We start from the raw sequence: 20,632 nt of genomic DNA, 5'->3' as shown, positions 1-20,632 counted from the left end.
ACGTACCGTGTCATTGCCGCGCAGATCGCCGTGGCCGATCTTTCGCCGGACCTTGGACTGCGCGCCGCGGCTGACGACCACTGCAATGGCTGGTTGAAATCAGTGCGCACGGGGCCGCTGCGGCCGACGCGCTGATCTATGCCCGATAGCGCACCTGGGGCACTGCGCTGCGCTTCCTCGCCAGGCGTGGGCGTTGATACGCGGGTGTGCCAGGCGCCCAGCAGCGGCGCTTGACCCGGCGCCGGCCTGACAGCACCGCACGCATGCGGCATCATCGCTGCATGCCTGTCTCTTGCTCATCCGTGTTGCGCTCCGTGCCATTGCTGGTGGCCTCGCTGTGGCCGGCGCTGGGCGCAGCGCAGGCCTCGCCGGCATCGGCGACCGCAGCTGCAACGGAAGAAGCGGCGCCAGCGGTGACGCCAGGCACCGGCGACGCCTGGGTGGATCAGCACCTGGCCGATATGGGCAGTTATGCGCAGCGCTATCCGGCCAGCTTCATCGACGAGGTGGCGCGCTATACCGGCACGCCGCGCGCGTATGTGCAGGCGCTGCTGCAGGTGCACGGCTGGCATGCCGGGGACATCTATTTCGCGTGCTTCTGGGCGCAGACCGTGCAGCTGTCGTGCCGGGACACGGTACGCGCTTACAGCCGCGACCATCGCGATGGCTGGGAGGGTGTGGTCACGCGGCTGTCGGTGGCACCGGACAACCTGCACATGCGCGCACTGCGGCATGCCATCGTGGCCAGCTACGACCGCTGGGAACGTCCGATCACCCTGGACGCGTTGCTGCGGCGTCAGCTCGGCGATCATGCGCAGCGCCTGGAAGCGGCGCGCCAGGCGAGCGAAGCGGCCGAAGCGGCGGTGCAGGCCGGGCTCTGACGCGGTCGCTGCGTCGTCGCGCCATGCACTTGCCGGCATGGCGCGGCTGTCTGCGCAACAACACGTCGCCTGCGATGCTGCCGTGCCGCTGGTCGACCCAGGCCGCGGTCGGCGAGAATGCGCTACCGCTGGCGTTCGGCCGGCACCTGCCCAAGACCAGCCCATGCGCGATACCGCCTTTGTCTCTCCCGATCAGATCCGCAGCTGGTTCGCCCAGGCGATGTCGGACATGTATCGCACCGAGGTGCCGTTGTATGGCGACCTGATGTCGCTGGTGGCGCAGGTCAACGCGCAGACGCTGCAAGCCAATCCGGCGCTGGCGCAGCGGCTGCAGCGCAACGACGAGCGCGCGCGGCTGGATCTGGAACGGCACGGCGCCATCCGCGTCGGCACGGCGGCCGAACTGGCGACCTTGCGTCGGTTGTTCGCAGTGATGGGCATGCAGCCGGTGGGCTATTACGACCTGTCGGTGGCCGGCGTGCCGGTACATTCCACCGCATTCCGCCCGATCGACGAGGCGGCGCTGTCGGCAAATCCGTTTCGCGTGTTCACCTCGCTGCTGCGGCTGGAACTGATCGAAGACGCCGCCCTGCGCGCACAGGCCGAGCAGATCCTGCAGCAGCGCCAGATCTTTACCGCCGGCGCCTTGCAGTTGATCGAGCGCTACGAACAGCAGGGCGGGCTGGATGCCGATCAGGCACGGCAGTTCGTGGCCCAAGCGCTGGAAACCTTCCGCTGGCATGGCGATGCCACGGTGTCGTTGCCGACCTATCGCGCGCTGAGCCAGGCGCATAAGTTGATTGCCGATGTGGTGAGCTTCCACGGCCCGCATATCAATCACCTCACGCCACGCACGCTGGACATCGATGCCGCGCAGGAACAGATGCAGCGCGCCGGTATCGATGCCAAGGCGGTGATCGAGGGGCCGCCGCGTCGGCGCGTACCGATCCTGTTGCGGCAGACCAGTTTCAAGGCGCTGGAAGAGCCGGTGCGTTTTGTCGGCGATGGCGGGCAAGCGGAACACGGCACGCATACCGCACGCTTCGGCGAGATCGAGCAGCGCGGCCTTGCCCTTACGCCAAAGGGTCGCGCGCTGTACGACGCGCTGCTGGCGCAGGCGCGCGATGCCGATGGCGCCGGCAGCACCGGCACCGATTACGCCACCCGGCTGCAGACCGCCTTCGTGGCCTTCCCCGACGACGAGGCGTTGCTGCGGCAGGAAGGGCTGGGCTATTTCCGCTATGCGCTCACCGATGCCGGCCGCGCCGACCCCGCACAGGTGGCCGCCATGCCGGCAGAAACCGCGATCGCGCTCGGCCTGGTCAGTGCCGACCCGATCATTTACGAAGATTTTTTGCCGGTCAGCGCGGCCGGCATCTTCCAATCCAACCTCGGTGGTGCCGAGCAACGCGCCTATGCCGCCCATTCGAGCAAGCGCAGTTTCGAGCAGGCGCTCGGTGCGCAGGTGCACGACGAATTCGCGCTGTATGCGCAGCTGGAGCGGGAGTCCTTGCAGGGGTTGCTGGCGTAGGATCGCGGCATGCCGCATGCGGCGGCGGTATCAAGCGGGGCTCAGCGCATGCGTCTGTGCTTGCTTTGCGCAGGTGTCCTCGCCCCACGGCATGGGTCCACACGCAGACGAGCGCCTGCGTGTTTCCGGTTGCTTCGCACCGAGGCTTCGCTGCCGGGCCGGGTGGGTCAGTCGAGGCGAAACCTCAATGCGCCGGGGTGGCCGGGCGACGCGCTGACGCGCGTTCTGCACGGCGTGCGCGCGCACGGGCGCGACGCGCCTTCCAGCGCTCGCTCAGGCACGAGAAGATCACGTACAGTGCCGGGGTGCTGAGCAGGGTCAGGCTCTGCGAGAACACCAGCCCGCCGATCATCGCGATGCCCAGCGGACGACGCAGCTCCGAGCCTTCACCCAGGCCCACCGCCAGCGGCACGGCGGCCAGGATCGCCACCATCGTGGTCATCATGATCGGGCGGAAGCGCACGATCGAGGCCTCGCGTGCGGCTGCGCGCGCATCCATGCCGTGCACGCGCTGCGCCACTAGCGCGAAGTCGATCATCATGATGGCGTTCTTCTTGACGATGCCGATCAGCAGCACCAGCGCAATCATCGAGATGACCGACAATTCGGTGTTGGTGATGAACAACGCCAGCAGCGCGCCCACGCCGGCGGCCGGCAAGGTGGACAGGATGGTCACCGGATGGATCAGGCTCTCGTAGAGCATGCCCAGCACGATGTAGACCGTGAGGACCGCGGCCAGCAGCAGGATGCCCATCGAATTGGGACTGAGCTGCACGTTGAAGCTGTCGTCGCCACTGAGGCGGATGCCGTCGGGCATGCGCAGGCCCTCCACGGTGGATTTGATGATCAGATCCGCCTCGCCCGTGCTGACGCCCGGCGCCAGGTTGTAGCTCAGATCCATCGTGGTGTACTGGTTTTCGTGGATGATCTGCGGCGGCGCCAGGCCCGGTACCTGGGTGCCGACCGCGGTGATCGGCACCATCTGGCCGGCACGGTTGGGCACGAAGATCTGATCCAGCGCCTTGGGGGTGGCCGTCTGCGACGGCAATGCATTGATCACCACGCTGTACTGATTGAGGTCGGAATAGATGGTGGAAATGGAGCGCTGGCCGAACGCGCCATACAGCGCACCATCGATGGCGCCCACCGAGATGCCCAGGCGCGCCGCCTTGGCACGGTCGATCACGATGTTCTGGCGCAGGCCGGCGGTATCCACGTCGGTACCGACATCGCGCAGGTGCGGGTTCTTTTTCAGCGCCGCCTGCAGTTTGGGAAGCCACTCCTGCAGCTGCGCCAGGTCGTTGCCCTGCAGCGACACGCGGTATTGCGCGCCCTGGCTGGTGCCGCCGCCGCCGTCGCTGGGCAGGTCCTGGATCGCACGCAGGCGCAGGTCCAGGTCCGGGTAACGGTCGGCCTTGGCGCTCAGGCGCGCGACCACTTCGGCGGTGGTGTCGCGACGGCCCTCATCGCGCTTTTTGAGCTCGATATTGAACGATGCGCTGGAGCCCTGACGGCCGGAGCCCAGGCGTGCGCCGACGGTTTTCACCGCCGGGTCTGCCATCAGCATGTCGGTGATGCGGCGCTGGCGGCTGACCATATCGGCGAAGGACACCGTGGCGCTGGAATTGGCGCGGCCCCAGATCAGGCCGGTGTCCTGCGCGGGAAACGAGCCCTTCTTGACCGCACTGCCCAGGAAGAGGGTGGCGGCAATCAGCAACAACGGCGTCAACGACAGCAGGAGTGCATGGCGCAGCGAGAAATCCAGCGCCACCGTGTACACGCGCAGCATGCGTTCGTGCATGCGGTCCAGCCAGGCGCCGAAACGGCCGGGTTTTTCAGGCTCGGTGTGCGGCGACAGGAAACGGCTGCACAGCGCCGGCGTCAAGGTCAGCGACACCAGCATCGACACCACGATCGCCGCCACCAACGTCACGGTGAACTCGCGGAAGAACGCACCGATCATGCCGCTGGCGAACAGCATCGGGATGAACACCGCCACCAGCGAGGCGGTGATCGACACGATGGTGAACCCGATCTCGCGCGCACCGGCCAACGCCGCGTCCAGGCGCGACATGCCTTCGTCCAGATGCCGCATGACGTTTTCGATCACCACGATCGCATCGTCGACGACAAAGCCAATCGCAATGACCAACGCCAGCAGGCTGAGGTTATTCAAGGTGAAGCCGAGCACGTACATCACCAGCGCCGAGCCGGCCAGCGACAGCGGCACGGTGACTGCGGCGATCAGGGTGGGCGCCAGCCGGCGCAGGAACAGCGCCATGGTCAGGATCACCATCGCCAGGCTGATCATCAGCGTGGCCTGCACCTCGTGCAGCGAGGCGCGAATGGTGGGCGTGCGGTCGAAATAGGGCGTGAGCGTGGTGCCGGGCTGCAGATAGCTGCGCAGTTCGGGGATCTGCGCCTTCACCTGGTCGACGGTTTCGACGATGTTGGCGCCGGCGCGGGTGAAGGCGTACATCACCACCGCCGGTTTGCCGTCGAACCAGGCGGCTTGATAGGCATCCTGCTGGCCGTCGTAAACGGTGGCCACATCGCCCAGCCGCACGATGCGTCCGTTGGACTGGGTGGAGATGGCCAGCTGCGCAAAATCGGCGGCCTTGGACACCGAATCGTTGGAGATGATGGCCATGGTGGTGTTGCCGTCGGACAGGAATCCGGTCGGCGAGGTCACATTGGCCGCGCGCACCGCATTGCGCAGATCGTCCGGGGTCAGGCCCAGCGCATTGAGTGCGCGCAGGTCCACGTCCACGCGGACTGCCGGGGTGGACGCACCGGCGATGTCCACCGAGCTGATGCCGGTGATCTGGCGCAGCCGCTGCGCCAGCAGCGAATCGGCCACGTTGTAGAGCTCATCGGCCGATTGCGTCTCCGAGGTCAACGCGATGGCGATCACCGGGTCGTCGTTCGGGTTGGCCTTGGAGTACATCGGCGTCCCGAGCCCGGAAGGCAGGTCCGATTGCGATGCGTTGATGGCGGTCTGGATGTCCTGCGCGGCCGAATCGATGTTGCGGCTGCTCTGGAACACCAGCACGACCAGGCTACTGCTCTCCGAACTGGACGAGCGCATGCGGTCGATCCCATGCAATTGGCCCAGGTGACGTTCCAGCGGCGCGGTGACGGTGGAGGCCATGGTGCTGGCGTCGGCACCGGATTGGGTGGCGTGCACGAAGATGATCGGAATCTGGATGTTCGGCAGCGCCGCCACGCCCAGCCGCAGGTAGCACATCAATCCGATCACGAACAAACCGATCGCCAGCAGCGAGGTGCCGATCGGGCGCTTGATGAAGGGCGCGGAGATGTTCATCGGGTGACTGCCGGGAATCGGGAATCGGGATTCGGGAATCGGTAAAGGCAACAGCCAGCGCGGCCTCCACGCGTGCGTGCGCGCAGGCGATGCCGTGGGCAGGCAGAGCGATCAGCGAAGACGTCAGCAGTCGTCATGCCGATCGCTCCGAGGTAGATGCCGGGGTTGCGCCGTCATGGCGCGCTGCGCGGCGCGCGCGCCAGGCACGCAGCCGCTCGCCGGTGCGTTCCATGTACAGGTAGATCACCGGGGTGGTGTACAGCGTGACCAGCTGCGACAGCAGCAGGCCGCCGACGATCGCGATGCCCAGCGGGCGGCGCAGTTCCGAGCCGATACCGGTGCCCAGCGCCAGCGGCAACGCGCCCAGCATGGCGGCAGCGGTGGTCATCATGATCGGGCGGAAGCGCAGCAGGCAGGCGCGCCGGATCGCATCGTGCGCGCTCGCCCCTTCGCGGCGTGCGTCGATGGCGAAGTCGATCATCATGATGGCGTTCTTCTTGACGATGCCGATCAGCAGCACGATGCCGACGATACCGTCCACCGACAGGCTCAGCCCGCACAGCATCAGCGCCAGCAACGCACCGACACCGGCCGGCGGCAGCGTGGAGATGATGGTCAACGGGTGGATGTAGCTTTCGTACAACACGCCCAGCACGATGTAGATCACCACGATCGAGGCCAGCAGCAGCCACACGATATCGGTCTGGCTGCCGGTGAATTCGGCGGCCTTGCCGACGAACTGCGCATGCACCTGGGTCGGAATCTTGAGTTCTTCGCGCGCCTTCTCGATTGCCGCCACCGCCTGCGACAACGAATGCCCCGGCGCCAGGTTGAACGAGATGGTGACGGCCGGCAGCTGCTGCTGGTGGCTCACCACCAACGGTGTATTGGTGACCTTGGCTTCGGCCAGCGCGGCCAGCGGAATGATGCTGCCGGCACCGACCACGATGCCGGTGTTCTGCGCGCCCACGCCGGTGGCGGTGGACGAGTTGGACGAGGTGACCTGGCCGAAGCTGCTGGCGTTGGTGCCGGTGAGCGCGCCGCTGCCGTTGCTGGCCACGGCCAGCTGGTTCATCAGGGCGGTGCTGGTGCGGAATTCCGGCGCCACTTCCAGTACGACGCGGTACTGGTTGAGCTCGGTGAAGATGGTGGAGATCTGGCGCTGGCCGAAGGAGTCGTACAGCGTGTCGTCGATGGTCTGCATCGGCACGCCGAGCATGCTGGCCTTGTCGCGGTCGATGCTCAGTTCCAGCGCACGTCCCTGGTTGGCCAAGTTGTTGTCCACATCCGCCAGCTCGGGCAGCTTGCGCATTGCCTCGGTCATGCGCCCGGCCCAGGTGGCCAGCTCGCTGCTGTCCACGTCCGAGATCGAATACTGGTATTCGGTCGCGGCCACCCGCGTGTCCAGGGTGACGTCCTGCACCGGCTTGAGGAACAAGGCCACGCCCGGAATGCCGGCCACGGCGTTCTGCAGCCGCGGCAGCACCTCGTCCAGGCCCTCGCGGTCGCCGCGCGTCTTCAGCACGATCGACAGCTGGCCCTGGTTGAGCGTGGGGTTCATGGTGCCGGCGCCGATGAAGGCTGCCACGCCGGTCACCGCCGGGTCCTTGCGCAACGCGGCGGCCACCGCCTGGGTGCGTTGCTCCATCTGCGGGAACGCCACGTTCTGGTCGGCCTGCACCACCCCGGTGATCAGGCCAGTGTCCTGCTCGGGCAGCAAGCCCTTGGGAATGGCCACATACAGCACCACCGTCAACGCCACCGCAGCGATCGCCACGCCCAGGGTCAGCGGTTGATGGGCAAGCACCCAGTCCAGGCTGCGCTCATAGGCGCCCACGGTGCGCGTCCACAGGTTGGTCTTGCCGGCGGCGGTTGCGCGCTCGTGCGCGTCTTCGCCTTCGGGCAAGGCATCGGGCTTGAGCAGGTAGGCGCACATCATCGGCGTCAGCGTCAGCGACACCAGCATCGAGATGACCACCGCGATCGACAGCACCCAGGCAAACTCGTGGAATAACCGCCCGGTGACGCCCGGCATCAGCAGCAGCGGCAGGAACACCGCCACCAGCGACACGGTCAGCGACAACACGGTGAAGCCGATCTGTTTGGCGCCGATCTCGGCCGCTTCCGGCCCGCTCTTGCCCTGCTCGATGTAGCGCACGATGTTTTCGATCATCACGATCGCATCGTCGACCACGAACCCGGTGGCCACCACCAGCGCCATCAACGAGAGGTTGTCCAGCGACATGCCGGCGAAGGCCATCACCCCGAAGGTGCCGGCCAGCGACAACGGCACCGCCACCGAGGGAATGATGGTGGCCCACAACCGGCGCAGGAACACGAAGATCACCGCCACCACCAGGGCGATGGTCAGCACCAGGGTGAACTTCACCTCATGCACCGAGGCGCGGATGGTTTCGGTGCGGTCGGAGAACACCTCCAGATGCACATCGGCCGGCAACACCGACCGCAGTTGCGGCAGGATGTTGCGGATCTGCTCCACCGTCTGCACGATGTTGGCGCCGGGCTGGCGGCGGATTTCCAACAGCACCGCCGGCTTGCCGTCGGCCCAGGCGGCCAGCTGATCGTTCTCCACCCCGTCGACCACCTTGGCCACATCGGCCAGCCGCACCGGGCGGCCGTCCTTGTAGCTGATGATGGTCTCCCGGTACTGCGCCGCGTCGGTGAGCTGGTCGTTGGTGCCGATGCTGTAGGACTGGGTCTTGCCGTTGAGCGAGCCCTTGGGCGCACTGACGTTGGTCTGGGTCAGCGCGCTGCGCAGCGACTCCATGGTCAGGCCCATGTTCGACAGCTGCGCCGGGTTGACCTGGATGCGCACGGCTGGGCGCACGTTGCCGGCGATCGACACCAGGCCCACGCCCGGCACCTGCGACAGGCGCTGGGCCAGGATCGCATCCGCGTAGCGGTTGACCTCGCGCAGCGGCAGCGAATCGGAGGTGAGCTTGAGCGTGAGAATGGCCGCATCGGCCGGATTGACCCGGTTATAGACCGGCTGGTACGGCAGCGAGGAGGGCAGGGTGGCCTGACGGATCGCCGCTTGTACGTCCTGCGAGGCGATATCGATATCGCGCTCCATCGAGAACTGCAGAATGATCGTGGACAGGCCCGCCGACGAATCGGAGGTCATCATCTGCAGGCCGGAAATCTGCCCGAACTGGCGCTCCAGCGGCGTGGTCACCAGCGAGGCCATGGTGGTCGCATTGGCGCCGGGGTACTGGGTGGTGACGACCAGGCTGGGCGCGTCGATTTCCGGCAACGCCGAGACCGGCAATTGACGGTAGCCCAGGATGCCCAGCAGCAGGACGCCGGCCATCAACAACGAAGTGGCGATCGGGCGGCGGATGAAGATGGTCGAAAAGCCCACGGGGGGTGTCCTTGCTGAAGACGTCAAGCGAAGCCGGCGCATGCAGCGCCGGCGCACATCGGCGACGGAGGTTCCGTCGCCGGTGGTCGAGGATTAGCGCGGACCGCCGCCACGACGGCCGCCTGGGCCACCGCCACGGCTCTGTTTGTCCTTCGCGGCCTTGAGTTCGGCCTCGGTCGGTTCCGGCGGCGTCTCGCCCGGCTTGAGCGCGCTGACCTTGCTGCCCGGTTTCAGGCGGAACTGACCTTCGGTCACCACGCGCTCGCCAGGCTTGAGGCCCTTGGTGATCTGCACATGGCTGTCGTCCACCTCCACGCCCTGCACCACGGTGCGCATCTGCGCGGTGTTGTCGCTGCCCACCACGTACACGTAATCGCCGTCAGGGCCGCGCTGCACCGACTGGGACGGCGCCACGGTGCCGCCGGCGATGGTGCGCAACTGCAGGCGCACATTGACGAACTGGCCCGGCCACAGCGCGTTGTCGGTGTTGTTGAAGATCGCGCGTGCGCCGAACGTGCCGCTGTCGGCGGAGATGCGGTTGTCGATCACATCCAGCTTGCCGTCGCTGCTGATCACATGCGCATCGCCACGATCCAATGCCGCCACGGCCAGTGGCGCCGCCGTCTGACCGGTACGCACTGCCTGCAACTCACGCTCGGGCAGGTTGAAAGACACGTAGATCGGGCGGATCTGGGTCAGGGTGACGATCGTGGAGCTGCTGGTGACGATGTTGCCCACGTCCACGCCACGGATGCCAGCGATGCCGTCGATCGGCGCAGTGACGCGAGTGAACTGCAATTGCACCTGCGCCGAGCGCATCTGCGCATCGTTGGCCGCAACCGCGGCCTCGTATTGGGCAACCTGGTTGCGTTGGGTATCCAGGTCCGTGCGCGAGACGTACTGCTTGTAGGCCGGGTCGTTGGAACGCTGGTAATTCACCCGCGAGGTCGCCAGCAGCGCCTGGTTCTGGCGTTTGGCCGCCAGCGCCTGGTCGTAGCTGGCCTGCAGCGTTCGCGGATCGATCTGCGCGAGCAGATCGCCCTTCTTCACTTCCTGGCCTTCCTTGAAGTTCAGGCTCATCAGCTGTCCGCCCACCTGCGGGCTGACGGTGACCGTATTGAGCGCGGTGACCGTACCCAGCGCGCTGGCATAGACCGGAACATCCTGCGTGGTGGCCGCCACCACCGTCACCGGTACCGGGCCGCTGTTGTCCGGGTCATTGCCGTCCGGTGCGCCCGCGCGCTTGCCGTGATTGCCCCCACCCATCATCCGCATTGCGACGAACACCACGACAAGCACCGCGACAACCAGCAGTGTGATCTTCCAAAAACGCGACATGCGACAACTCCTGAGGGCGGGCCGGGCGCGTGGATGCGACCGTGGGGGCGGCGGTGCAAAGCATATCGTTGCGCTCTGCCAATTGAGCGTTACTGAAGTAACGGCTCGGCTGGCGAAACGACCGCAACGGTCACAGGTGCACTGCAGCGGCAACGCGCCACGGCTACCGTGGTTGACCGCCGGGCTGAATCGGGCCCCACTGCAGCCCATCCGGCGCGCGCCTGCACTACATTAAGCAACCATCTATCGAGGATTGCCGATGCGCCCCTCCCGCCTGCTGACCAGTGCGCTGCTGCTCGCCCTGCCCACGCTCGCCACCGCGCAGACCGCGCAGCGGCCCGAAGTTCAGGCCGCTGCCGCCCCGCTGCAGGCCAAGGTGGTGCAATGGCGCCGCGACTTCCACCAGCATCCGGAGTTGTCCAACCGCGAGGAGCGCACTGCCGCCGCCGTGGCCGCGCAGCTGCGCAAGCTGGGCCTCAAGCCGCGCACCGGCATCGCCCATCACGGCGTGGTGGCCATCATCAAGGGCGGCAGGCCGGGGCCGAAGATCGCGCTGCGTGCCGACATGGACGCGCTGCCGGTGAAAGAACAGACCGGGCTGCCGTTCGCTTCCAGGGCCACCGCCGAATACCGCGGCGAGCAGGTCGGGGTGATGCACGCCTGCGGCCACGATGCGCATACCGCGATCTTGCTCGGCGTGGCCGAAGCGCTGGTGGGCATGCGCGAGCAGTTGCCCGGCGAAGTGATGCTGATCTTCCAGCCCTCCGAAGAAGGCGCGCCCGGCAACGAAGAGGGCGGCGCCTCGCTGATGCTCAAGGAAGGCCTGTTCGCCGATTTCAAGCCGCAGGCGGTGTTCGGCCTGCATGTGTTCTCCAGCGTGCAGGCCGGCAAGATCGCGGTGCGCAGCGGCCCGCTGATGGCGGCCTCGGACCGCTTCGCGATCAAGATGATCGGCCGCCAGACCCACGGCTCGGCGCCGTGGAACGGCATCGACCCGATCGTGGCCAGCGCCGACATGATCGGCGCCGCCCAGACGGTGATCAGCCGCCGCGCCAACCTCTCCAAGCAGCCGGCGGTGCTCAGCTTCGGCGCGATCAAGGGCGGCATCCGCTACAACATCATCCCCGATGATGTGGAAATGGTGGGCACCATCCGCACCTTCGACGAGGGCATGCGGCAGCAGATCTTTGCCGATCTCAAGAACGTGGCCGAACACACCGCCGCCGCGCACGGGGCCAAGGTCCAGGCGCAGGTGCCGGATCAGCCAGGCAACCCGGCTACCGTCAACGACCCTGCATTGACTGCGAAGATGCTGCCCAGCCTGCAGGCCGTGGTGGGTGCCGACAATGTGTACGAGCCGCCGTTGCAGATGGGCGCGGAAGATTTCTCGTTCTACGCCCAGCAGGTGCCGTCGATGTTCTTCTTCGTCGGCTCCACCGCCAAGGGTATCGATCCGGCCACCGCACCCAGCAACCATTCGCCGCAGTTCCTGCTGGACGAGTCGTCGCTGGATGTGGGCTTGCGCGCGCTGTTGCAGGTGTCGCTGGATTATCTGCAGCAGGGGTGAATCGGGAATCGGGAATCGTCTGCGGCTGGGCGATTCTCGCTTCCGGCGGCGGTGCGGGGTGATTGGGCACGAGCGATGCTCTGCGAGTGCTCCATTGGCCCGTGATACGCCTCGCCATACACCTCACGGCCAGCCCGTGCGGCCTAAAATGGCGGCATGAATACCCCAGAAGATTCCACCCTCGGTCGTGAGGTCGCCTATCCGAGCGGCTACGACCCGTCGTTGCTGTTTCCGATTCCGCGTGCGGCCGGGCGCCAGGCCATCGGGCTGACCGGTGAGCTGCCGTTTATCGGCCGCGATCGCTGGCACGCCTACGAACTCAGCTGGCTCGATGCACAAGGCAAGCCCTGCGTGGCCACCGCCACCTTGCATGTGCCCTGCGATTCGCCTTCGCTGATCGAATCCAAGTCGCTCAAGCTGTATCTCAACTCGCTCAACGCCACCCGCTTCAACAGCGCCGAAGCGGTACGCACGCGCATTGCCACCGACCTGTCCACGCGCGCTGGTGCCGATGTGGCGGTGGAGTTCGGCCTACCGCCGATCGACGCGGTGGGCGAGGGCGAATCGATCGATGCGCTGGATGTCAGCATCGACGATTACGGCCCGCCGAACGCGGCCTATCTCTGCGCACGCGCGCAGCCAGCGGTGGAAGAAGTGCTGACCTCGGCCTTGCTCAAATCCAATTGCCCGGTGACTGGTCAGCCGGATTGGGCCAGCGTCACCTTGCATTACCGCGGCGCACCGATCGATCGCGAGGGATTGCTGCGTTATTTGGTGAGTTTCCGCGACCACGCCGAGTTTCATGAGCAATGCGTCGAGCGCATTTTCAACGACGTGCTGACCCAGTGCGCGCCGCAGTGGCTGGTGGTGGAAGCGCGCTACACACGTCGTGGCGGCCTGGACATCAACCCGCTGCGCAGTTCGGCCAGCGTGCCGACGCCGCTGTCGATCTTCCGCGACCTGCGCCAATAGATCGCGCTCATGCGGGATCGCGCGGGCTTCACGGCGGCGCGATCCACGCTTAACAGCGCCCCGCGCACCCTGCTGACACCGCGATGCACAGGGATTGCAGCAATGAGTGTCGACAAGAAAGCAGATTTCTCCAACGTCACCTCATCGGTCGATAGCACCGCTGAAGTGACGCCTGCGCCGGATTTTTCCAACGTGCGCACCAGTGTGCAAAGCACCGCGCAGCTTGTTGAAGAATCGGTCACCGTCCAGGCCGGCGACAGCCTCTCCAGTATTACCAAGCGCCATCTGGGCGACGGCAATCTGTGGCCACGTATTTTCGAAGCCAATCGCGAAACGCTGCAGGATCCGGACAAGATCTTTCCCGGGCAGGTACTGCGCTTGCCTGCAAAGTCGTAATCGCAGGTCGGCGTCCAGTCTCGCTGGCGGCGGCACGATTCAACACACCTAGACACCCACTCGAGCACTGCGACTGCAGATGTTCTGCTACCGGAGAATCGATTTATGCGTATCACCTCTGTTTCGAGCAGCTTCGCCCTTGCCCTGGCCGGCGTTCTCGCAGTGTCCGGCTGCAGCAAGAAAGCCGACGATGACAGCGTTTCCAAGGACCCCACGTCCGGTGCCGCAACCGACGCGATGCCCGGCCCGGCTGCCACCCCGCCGGGGAGCGATCAGGCTGCCCAGGGTAGCGCCACCGGTGCGGCCAGCACCGATGGCGGTGCTGCGATGGGCAGCGCAGTGACGGTGTCCAGCGTGGCGGTCGGCACCCAGGCCGCGGCGGACAAGACGGTGACGCCGGCCACCAGTGTCGGCAGCAAGGACACCATCATCATCTCGGTCAAGACCGACGGCAGCGCCAGCAACGTGGCCGTGTCGGCGAAGCTGACCTACCAGGATGGCCAGGTGGCCGGCGAACAGAATGCGACGTTGAATACCACCGGTGCGGAAACCACCAACCTGAGCTTCAGCAAGCCCGATGGCTGGCCGGCCGGCACCTACACCGCGCAGGTGATGGTGGACGGCAAGCCTGCAGGTAATCCGCAGACCATCACCGTCAAGTAAGGATGGGTGATGGAGTGGGATGTGCAGCCTTGGCCGCGCGTCGCCACTGCTTCAGTCAACGGGTGGCTCGACGTTGCACCAAGCCACCCAAGCAGGGCGCGACCGATGACGTCGCGCCTTTTTGTTGCATCGCATTTGTTACAGCTGCATCCATGTCGATTGCCCTGGTGACGGGACGAAGCATCCGCCTGTGGTCGCTTTACCCGGGCGCGGCTCAGACGCGACAATGCCGTGCTGATCCATCGCCGCATCCAACGCGCTGGTTAACCGGTGTGCATCAACGACCCCGTCGCGCGCACCACTGCCATCGTCCGTGAATGCCGGCGCTCCTCCCGACCACAAGAGCCATCGCACCTCATGTCGAAGACACCGAAGATCCTGTACACGCTCACCGACGAAGCACCCTACCTGGCCACGCAGTCGCTGCTGCCGATCATCGATGCCTACACCGATACTGCCGGCATCGTGGTCGAAACGCGCGACATCTCGCTGGCCGGCCGCATTCTGGCGCTGTTTCCCGAGCATTTGAGCGGCACGCAGAAGATCGCCGACGACCTGGCCGAACTGGGTGAGCTGGCCACCACGCCGGAAGCCAACATCATCAAGCTGCCCAACATCAGCGCCTCGGTGCCGCAGCTCAAGGCCGCGATCAAGGAACTGCAGGGCCAGGGCTATGCATTGCCGGCGTATCCGGATGAACCCAAGGATGCCGCGGAAAAAGACATCAAGGCGCGCTACGACAAGGTCAAGGGCAGCGCGGTGAATCCGGTGCTGCGCGAGGGCAATTCCGATCGTCGTGCACCGCTGTCGGTAAAAAACTATGCGCGCAAGCATCCGCACCGCATGGGCAAGTGGAGCAGCGATTCCAAGTCGCACGTGTCGCACATGGAGTCTGGCGATTTCTTCGGTAGCGAACAGTCCACCACGCTGGCCGAGGCCGGCACGCTGAAGATCGAATTCGTAGGCAACGATGGCAGCAGCACCGTGCTGAAAGACAAGGTGGCGGTGAAGGCGGGCGAAATCGTCGACGCTGCCGTATTGAGCAAGCGTGCGCTGGCCAGCTTCATCGACGCGCAGATTGCCGATGCCAAGGCCCGCGACGTGCTGTTCTCGGTGCATCTGAAAGCCACCATGATGAAGGTCTCCGACCCGGTGCTGTTCGGCGTGGTGGTCGGCGAGTTCTACAAGGACACGCTGAGCAAGCATGCCGATGCGCTCAAGTCGGTCGGCTTCGATCCCAACAACGGCATCGGCGATCTGTACGCACGTATCACGTCGCTGCCGGAAGCGAAGCAAACCGAAATCAAGGACGATATCCAGGCCGAATACGCGCAGCGCCCGGGCCTGGCGATGGTCAATTCGGATAAGGGCATCACCAACCTGCATGTGCCCAGCGACGTGATCGTCGATGCTTCCATGCCGGCGATGATTCGCGACTCCGGCCAGATGTGGAATGCCCAAGGCAAGCTGCAGGACACCAAGGCGGTGATTCCGGACCGCTGCTATGCCGGCGTGTACCAGGCGGTGATCGACGACTGCAAGGTGCATGGTGCGTTCGATCCGGCCACGATGGGTTCGGTGCCCAACGTGGGGCTGATGGCGCAGAAGGCCGAAGAATACGGCTCGCACGACAAGACCTTCCAGATGGCCGCTGCCGGCACCGTCAAGGTCACCGATGGCAACGGCAAGACGGTGTTCGAGCACGCCGTGGAAGCCGGCGATCTGTGGCGCATGTGCCAGGTCAAGGACGCGCCGATCCAGGACTGGGTGAAGCTGGCCGTGGAGCGCGCCCGCCTGAGCGAGACGCCGGCCGTGTTCTGGCTGGACAAGGCGCGTGCACACGATGCGCAGGTGATCGCCAAGGTCGAGCAGTATCTGAAGGATCACGACACCAACGGCCTGGATATCCGCATCCTGCCGCCGGTGGAAGCGACCACGTTCTCGCTGGAGCGCATCCGCAAGGGCCAGGACACCATCTCGGTCACCGGCAACGTGCTGCGCGACTACCTCACCGATTTGTTCCCGATCATGGAGCTCGGCACCAGCGCCAAGATGCTCTCCATCGTGCCGCTGATGGCCGGTGGCGGTTTGTTCGAAACCGGTGCCGGTGGTTCGGCGCCCAAGCATGTGCAGCAGTTCGTCGAAGAGAACTGCCTGCGCTGGGATTCGCTGGGTGAATTCCTGGCCCTGGCCGCGTCGCTCGAGCATCTGGGCAACCGTTACGACAATCCGTCGGCCACGGTGCTGGCCAAGGCGCTGGATGTCGCCAATGGACAGTTCCTGGACAACAACAAGTCGCCCGCGCGCAAGGTCGGCGAGCTCGACAACCGCGGCAGCCACTTCTATCTGGCCATGTACTGGGCGCAGGCCCTGGCCGCGCAGACCGAAGACACGGCATTGCAGGCCAAGTTCGCGCCGCTGGCCAAGGCCCTGACCGAGAACGAAGCCACCATCGTGGGCGAACTCAACGGCGCGCAGGGCAGGCCGGTGGAAATTGGCGGTTACTACCATCCTGACCTGGCCAAGGTCAGCGAGGCGATGCGGCCGAGCAAGACCTTCAACGACATCCTGGCCACGCTGAAGGCCTGAGTCGCCGCACCGCCTGCGGTCTCCGCATGGCGTGTTCAAGGCCCGTCTCGCAAGAGGCGGGCCTTGTCGTTTCAGCGAAACGGCGACAATGCCGTCACGCCACGCAGCAGGCGTCGGCTGAGCCGCGCCATGCGTCGCTCGCGCCGGCGTTGCGAAGGCGGATCGGTCATTGTCTGAACGTCTTGCCGTGGCTCCGCGGGAGATTCCGGCGATTCCATTGAGGTCTGCCCTTGCATCGCCTCCACTGCCGTGTCCGGTTCCGCCAGGCGCTGGGCCAGTGCCACATTGGCAATGTGGCCGTGCTGAAACAACAGTTCGCTAAAGATGCGCATGGCCCACCTCCACTTGAGTGGAATCCACGGTAGGCGCAGGCTAGGGGACGTAAAAGCGAGACTTTTACAAGTGAGTCTTGAAATCCATTCAAGGGTTGGCCATGTCGCGTCCGCCGCTTCACGCATTGCAAGGCTTCGTCAGCGCGGTACGCCTGGGCAACCTGTCGCGCGCTGCTGGCGCGATGCATCTGACTGTCAGCGCCCTTAGTCACCAGATGCGCGTGCTTGAACAACGGCTCGGGTATCCGCTGCTGCAACGGCATGCGCGCGGCGTCACTGCCACGCCGCAGGGCCAGCAACTGCTCGACCGCATCGCACCGCACCTGGACGCCATCGCCGAGGCATTCGAGCCATTCGGTGCGCGTCGCGAAGACACCCTGACCCTGAGTCTCACGCCGTCGATGGCATCGGCCTGGCTGGTGCCACGCCTGGGCGAATTTCTGGCCATTCATCCCACCATCGAAATCAACCTGTTGTCGAGCGAGCGGCTGGTGGATTTCGAGCGCCAGCAGCAAGTGGATGCCGCCATGCGCATCGGCGCCGGGCAATGGCCTGGCGTCATCGCCGAGCCCTTGTTCGACGAATGGCTGGTGCCGATGGCAAGCCCGGCCCTGATCGCCCGCATGGGCGGCGTGGAGGCGCCACCGTTGCATCAGTGGCCATTGCTGGGCGACCCGGATGACGCCTGGTTGCGCTGGTTTGCCGCGTTCGGCGGCGATGTGCCGCGACGCTATGTCGCCGTACTCGACGAATCAGAGGCACACCACCGTGCCGCCCTGGATGGCGTCGGCGTCGCACTGGGCCGCGTGACGCGCGCACGTCTGTTGCTGGCGTCCGGCCAGCTGGTGGCGTTGTCCACGCAACGGCTCAAGACCAGTTGGTCGCATTACCTGGTGTATCCGCCACGTTCCAGCACGCATGGCGGGTTTCTTGCGTTTCGCACCTGGCTGCAGGGCCAGGCGCGCGAACACGCCGCGCATGCGCAGCAGGCGACCGCCATACCACTTGCCGCGCGCCGCAAGCGCTCCGGGACACTGCCGCCATGAGCCATCCACCCTTGCCACCACAATCCGAGCGCCGCGCGCTGGCGATCGCCCAGGCCGTGTACGAAGCGTTCGAGGACTATCACGCGCGCTTTTCCGAAATCACCGCACGCGCCAAGCAGCGGTTCGAAACACGCGACTGGAGCGGCGCGCGCGAAGACGCGGTAGCGCGCATCGCGCTGTACGACCAATACATCGCCGAATGCATGTTGCGCCTGCGTGCAGTACTGCTGGGCCAGGCGCACGATCGCGCGCTGTGGATGCGTGCGCGCGATCATTACGCCGCCTTGCTGAGCGGGTTGATCGACCAGGAGTTGTACAAGACGTTCTACAACACCCTGACCCGGCGCTACTTCGGTACCCACGGCGTCGATGCCGATATCGAATTCATCGCCCTGGATATCGAACCGACCGACGCCATCACCGTGCCTGTTGCGCGCCACACCTATGCGGTCTCGCCCGGCCGCCTGACCGACATGCTGGTGCGGGTGCTCGGCGACTACGCGTTCGCCGTACCGTATACGCACCGCACCCGCTGCGCGGCCGCCATCGCGGTGCGTCTGCTCGACGATCTTGCGCATTGGGGCGAGCATCCGGTGCGCAGCGTGGAATTACTGGAGACGGTGTTCTATCGCGAGCGGCGCGCGTATCTGGTCGGACGCGTGTTCGGCGAACATCGCTTTTCGCCGTGCGTGATCGCGCTGATCAACGACGAGGCGGGCCTGCGCGCCGAAGCGGTGTTGACCCGGCGCAGCGATGTCGCGCAATTGTTCAGTAACTCGCGTAGCTATTTTCAAGCCGACCTGTCCACTGTCGGCGACGCGGTGGTGTTCCTGCGCAGCCTGCTCACCCACAAGCCGGTCGATGAGCTATACACGATGCTGGGTCGCGCCAAACAGGGCAAGACCGAGCGTTACCGCACGTTTTTCAGTCATTTTCAGGCGCATCCGTCCGAACAGCTGGTGCACGCCGACGGCACTCCCGGCATGGTCATGGTGGTGTTTACGCTGCCCAGTTATCCGCTGGTCTTCAAACTCATTCGCGACCGCTTTGCGTATCCCAAAACCATGAGCCGCGCGCAGGTAGAGGGCAAGTACGAGCTGGTCTTCCAGCTCGACCGCATCGGCCGCCTGCTCGACGCGCAGCCGTATCGCTTCCTGCGCTTCCCCAAGGCGCGCTTCTCACCGGCGTTGCTGCAAGAACTGCAGACCAGCTGCGCGATGAGCCTGAGCGAAGACGGCGACGATGTCCTGATCGCACTGTGCTATGTGCAGCGCCGGTTGCGCCCGTTGAATTTGTACCTGCGCGAACAATTGCCCGAAGCCGCGCATGCCGCAGCGCTGGACTACGGCCAGGCCATCAAGGACATGGCGCGCAACAACATCTTTCCTGGCGACATGCTGCTGAAGAATTTCGGCATTACCCGCCATCAGCGCGCGGTGTTCTACGACTACGACGAGCTATGCCTGATCACCGAATGCAACTTCCGCGATTGGCCAGTGCCCACCACTTACGAAGAACAGATGGCCGCAGAACCCTGGTTCCATGTCGGCCCGCGCGACGTCTTTCCCGAGCGCTTCGCCTTGTTCATGGGCCTGCCCGCCTCGCAACTGGAAGCGGTCAAGCACCAGCACCCGGAACTGTTCGACCCACGCTGGTGGCGCGACCTGCAGAGCCGGCTGCGCGAAGACGATTATCCCGACACCCCGCCCTATGCGGAGTCGCGCAGGCTGGCGTAGCGATTTACCGGCAGCGGCAACACTGGTACAACGCACGCTACATCATCAGGGAGTGCGGTCATGCAATGGAAGCAGCGTTTCAGTCTTGGCATCTTGCTGGCATTGAGCAGCATCGCAGCGACGCAGGCACGTCCAGGCGCAGAACAGGCGCACATGCAGATTGAGGCCAGCATGAATGTGGCAGGCGAGTTGACCCTGACCCCGGACGGCACGGTCACGGCAGTGAAGCTTGCCGACGAAGCGAGTTTGCCGCCGGCAGTGCGCGAGCGGATCAAGCGTTCGGTCGCATCGTGGCGCTTCGACCCTGTGCGCGACAACGGAAGCGCCTTGCCCGCGCAGTTGCCGATGAGCCTGCTGCTGGTCGCCAAACAGGGGGAAGGGGAAAATTATCTGGTGTCGATCCGTAGCGCGCATTTTGGCGGCCAGGCGCAGGACGCGACGAGTGTGCGCACCAACGACATGCGGCCGCCGCGCTACCCCGAAGCGGCGTTTCGGGCCGGTGCCACCGGCGTGGTCTATCTGATGCTCAAGATCGGGCGCGACGGCAAGGTCCAGGATCTGATCGCAGAGCAAGTCAACCTGACATCCCTCGTACCGGAATCCAAACGTGCACGGTTGCGCCAGGCGTTTGCCGATGCGGCCTCGACGAAGGCGCGTGCATGGACGTTTCTGCCGCCGACAGAGGGTCCGGACGTCAAGGCGCCGTACTGGGTCATGCGTGTTCCGGTCAGCTTCGACATCGGAACGTCGCCACGCGATCTGATCGCCGCACAACAGGTCCAGAAATGGCGTTCGTATCTGCCTGGCACCCGTCAGGCCGCCCCATGGGATGAACAGCGCGGCGCAGCGACATCGAGCGACAGCCCGGATGCCC

General features: G+C 65.4%; 14 protein-coding genes. 10 read left to right on the top strand and 4 right to left on the bottom strand.

The window, feature by feature from the left end:
- The first annotated feature begins 263 nt into the window (after positions 1-263).
- Positions 264-881 carry a hypothetical protein gene (locus LN450_RS14450; RefSeq protein ID WP_046935182.1) on the top strand — a complete coding sequence of 206 codons (618 nt, stop codon included), beginning with the start codon at positions 264-266 and terminating at the stop codon, positions 879-881.
- 163 nt (positions 882-1,044) lie between these two features.
- Positions 1,045-2,412 carry a 2-oxoadipate dioxygenase/decarboxylase HglS gene (gene hglS / locus LN450_RS14445; RefSeq protein ID WP_011348817.1) on the top strand — a complete coding sequence of 456 codons (1,368 nt, stop codon included), beginning with the start codon at positions 1,045-1,047 and terminating at the stop codon, positions 2,410-2,412.
- 184 nt (positions 2,413-2,596) lie between these two features.
- Here the strand turns inward: hglS and LN450_RS14440 are convergent, their stop codons facing one another.
- The 3 genes from LN450_RS14440 to LN450_RS14430 all read right to left on the bottom strand — a co-directional run bounded on the left by LN450_RS14440 (position 2,597) and on the right by LN450_RS14430 (position 10,457).
- A complete protein-coding gene (locus LN450_RS14440; protein WP_011348816.1) occupies positions 2,597-5,737 on the bottom strand; it encodes an efflux RND transporter permease subunit in 3,141 nt (1,046 codons plus the stop codon).
- A 133-nt stretch (positions 5,738-5,870) separates the two neighbouring features.
- Positions 5,871-9,119 (bottom strand): efflux RND transporter permease subunit, encoded by a 3,249-nt coding sequence (locus LN450_RS14435; RefSeq protein WP_011348815.1) that lies wholly within the window; start codon positions 9,117-9,119, stop codon positions 5,871-5,873.
- Between the two features lie 93 nt (positions 9,120-9,212).
- Positions 9,213-10,457, bottom strand: a complete 1,245-nt coding sequence (locus LN450_RS14430) for an efflux RND transporter periplasmic adaptor subunit (RefSeq protein WP_011348814.1) — start codon at positions 10,455-10,457, stop codon at positions 9,213-9,215.
- 259 nt (positions 10,458-10,716) lie between these two features.
- Between LN450_RS14430 and LN450_RS14425 the strand changes: the two genes are divergently transcribed.
- From LN450_RS14425 to LN450_RS14405, 5 genes are all read left to right on the top strand, one after another.
- Positions 10,717-12,024 (top strand): M20 family metallopeptidase, encoded by a 1,308-nt coding sequence (locus LN450_RS14425; RefSeq protein ID WP_011348813.1) that lies wholly within the window; start codon positions 10,717-10,719, stop codon positions 12,022-12,024.
- Between the two features lie 156 nt (positions 12,025-12,180).
- Positions 12,181-12,996, top strand: a complete 816-nt coding sequence (gene queF, locus LN450_RS14420) for an NADPH-dependent 7-cyano-7-deazaguanine reductase QueF (RefSeq protein WP_011348812.1) — start codon at positions 12,181-12,183, stop codon at positions 12,994-12,996.
- A gap of 102 nt (positions 12,997-13,098) precedes the next feature.
- The gene (locus LN450_RS14415) at positions 13,099-13,392 is read left to right on the top strand and encodes a LysM peptidoglycan-binding domain-containing protein (protein ID WP_039417450.1); all 294 of its coding nucleotides are present in this window, start codon (positions 13,099-13,101) and stop codon (positions 13,390-13,392) included.
- 105 nt (positions 13,393-13,497) lie between these two features.
- Positions 13,498-14,055, top strand: a complete 558-nt coding sequence (locus LN450_RS14410; protein WP_011348810.1) for a RodZ family helix-turn-helix domain-containing protein — start codon at positions 13,498-13,500, stop codon at positions 14,053-14,055.
- A gap of 357 nt (positions 14,056-14,412) precedes the next feature.
- Positions 14,413-16,644 carry an NADP-dependent isocitrate dehydrogenase gene (locus LN450_RS14405; RefSeq protein ID WP_011348809.1) on the top strand — a complete coding sequence of 744 codons (2,232 nt, stop codon included), beginning with the start codon at positions 14,413-14,415 and terminating at the stop codon, positions 16,642-16,644.
- 71 nt (positions 16,645-16,715) lie between these two features.
- Here LN450_RS14405 and LN450_RS14400 read toward each other — a convergent pair whose 3' ends face one another.
- A complete protein-coding gene (locus LN450_RS14400; protein ID WP_008577373.1) occupies positions 16,716-16,976 on the bottom strand; it encodes a hypothetical protein in 261 nt (86 codons plus the stop codon).
- 101 nt (positions 16,977-17,077) lie between these two features.
- On the opposite strand from LN450_RS14400, the gene LN450_RS14395 reads away from it, so the two are divergent.
- From LN450_RS14395 to LN450_RS14385, 3 genes are all read left to right on the top strand, one after another.
- Positions 17,078-18,022, top strand: coding sequence for a LysR substrate-binding domain-containing protein (locus tag LN450_RS14395; protein ID WP_008577370.1), 945 nt, complete (start codon positions 17,078-17,080; stop codon positions 18,020-18,022).
- Entirely contained in the window at positions 18,019-19,758 is a 1,740-nt protein-coding gene (gene aceK / locus LN450_RS14390; RefSeq protein WP_011348808.1) for a bifunctional isocitrate dehydrogenase kinase/phosphatase, read from the top strand. The genes LN450_RS14395 and aceK overlap by 4 nt, the downstream gene beginning before the upstream one ends.
- Before the next feature lie 60 nt (positions 19,759-19,818).
- Positions 19,819-20,632 (top strand): TonB C-terminal domain-containing protein (locus tag LN450_RS14385; RefSeq protein ID WP_228892857.1); only part of this gene is annotated, 814 nt, incomplete at its 3' end.

The sequence above is a fragment of the Xanthomonas euvesicatoria pv. euvesicatoria genome, from assembly GCF_020880415.1.
Lineage (GTDB): Bacteria > Pseudomonadota > Gammaproteobacteria > Xanthomonadales > Xanthomonadaceae > Xanthomonas > Xanthomonas euvesicatoria.
The sequence above is the reverse complement of the archived record's forward strand: the minus strand, read 5'-3'. Positions and strand labels throughout refer to the sequence as shown.

What these genes read in the sequence shown, in the direction of transcription:
- LN450_RS14450 (WP_046935182.1), top strand. Translation starts at nt 264, where the DNA reads ATGCGGCATCATCGCTGCATGCCTGTCTCTTGCTCATCCGTGTTGCGC.
- hglS (WP_011348817.1), top strand. Translation starts at nt 1,045, where the DNA reads ATGCGCGATACCGCCTTTGTCTCTCCCGATCAGATCCGCAGCTGGTTC.
- LN450_RS14440 (WP_011348816.1), bottom strand. Translation starts at nt 5,737, where the DNA reads ATGAACATCTCCGCGCCCTTCATCAAGCGCCCGATCGGCACCTCGCTG.
- LN450_RS14430 (WP_011348814.1), bottom strand. Translation starts at nt 10,457, where the DNA reads ATGTCGCGTTTTTGGAAGATCACACTGCTGGTTGTCGCGGTGCTTGTC.
- LN450_RS14425 (WP_011348813.1), top strand. Translation starts at nt 10,717, where the DNA reads ATGCGCCCCTCCCGCCTGCTGACCAGTGCGCTGCTGCTCGCCCTGCCC.
- queF (WP_011348812.1), top strand. Translation starts at nt 12,181, where the DNA reads ATGAATACCCCAGAAGATTCCACCCTCGGTCGTGAGGTCGCCTATCCG.
- LN450_RS14415 (WP_039417450.1), top strand. Translation starts at nt 13,099, where the DNA reads ATGAGTGTCGACAAGAAAGCAGATTTCTCCAACGTCACCTCATCGGTC.
- LN450_RS14410 (WP_011348810.1), top strand. Translation starts at nt 13,498, where the DNA reads ATGCGTATCACCTCTGTTTCGAGCAGCTTCGCCCTTGCCCTGGCCGGC.
- LN450_RS14405 (WP_011348809.1), top strand. Translation starts at nt 14,413, where the DNA reads ATGTCGAAGACACCGAAGATCCTGTACACGCTCACCGACGAAGCACCC.
- LN450_RS14400 (WP_008577373.1), bottom strand. Translation starts at nt 16,976, where the DNA reads ATGCGCATCTTTAGCGAACTGTTGTTTCAGCACGGCCACATTGCCAAT.
- LN450_RS14395 (WP_008577370.1), top strand. Translation starts at nt 17,078, where the DNA reads ATGTCGCGTCCGCCGCTTCACGCATTGCAAGGCTTCGTCAGCGCGGTA.
- aceK (WP_011348808.1), top strand. Translation starts at nt 18,019, where the DNA reads ATGAGCCATCCACCCTTGCCACCACAATCCGAGCGCCGCGCGCTGGCG.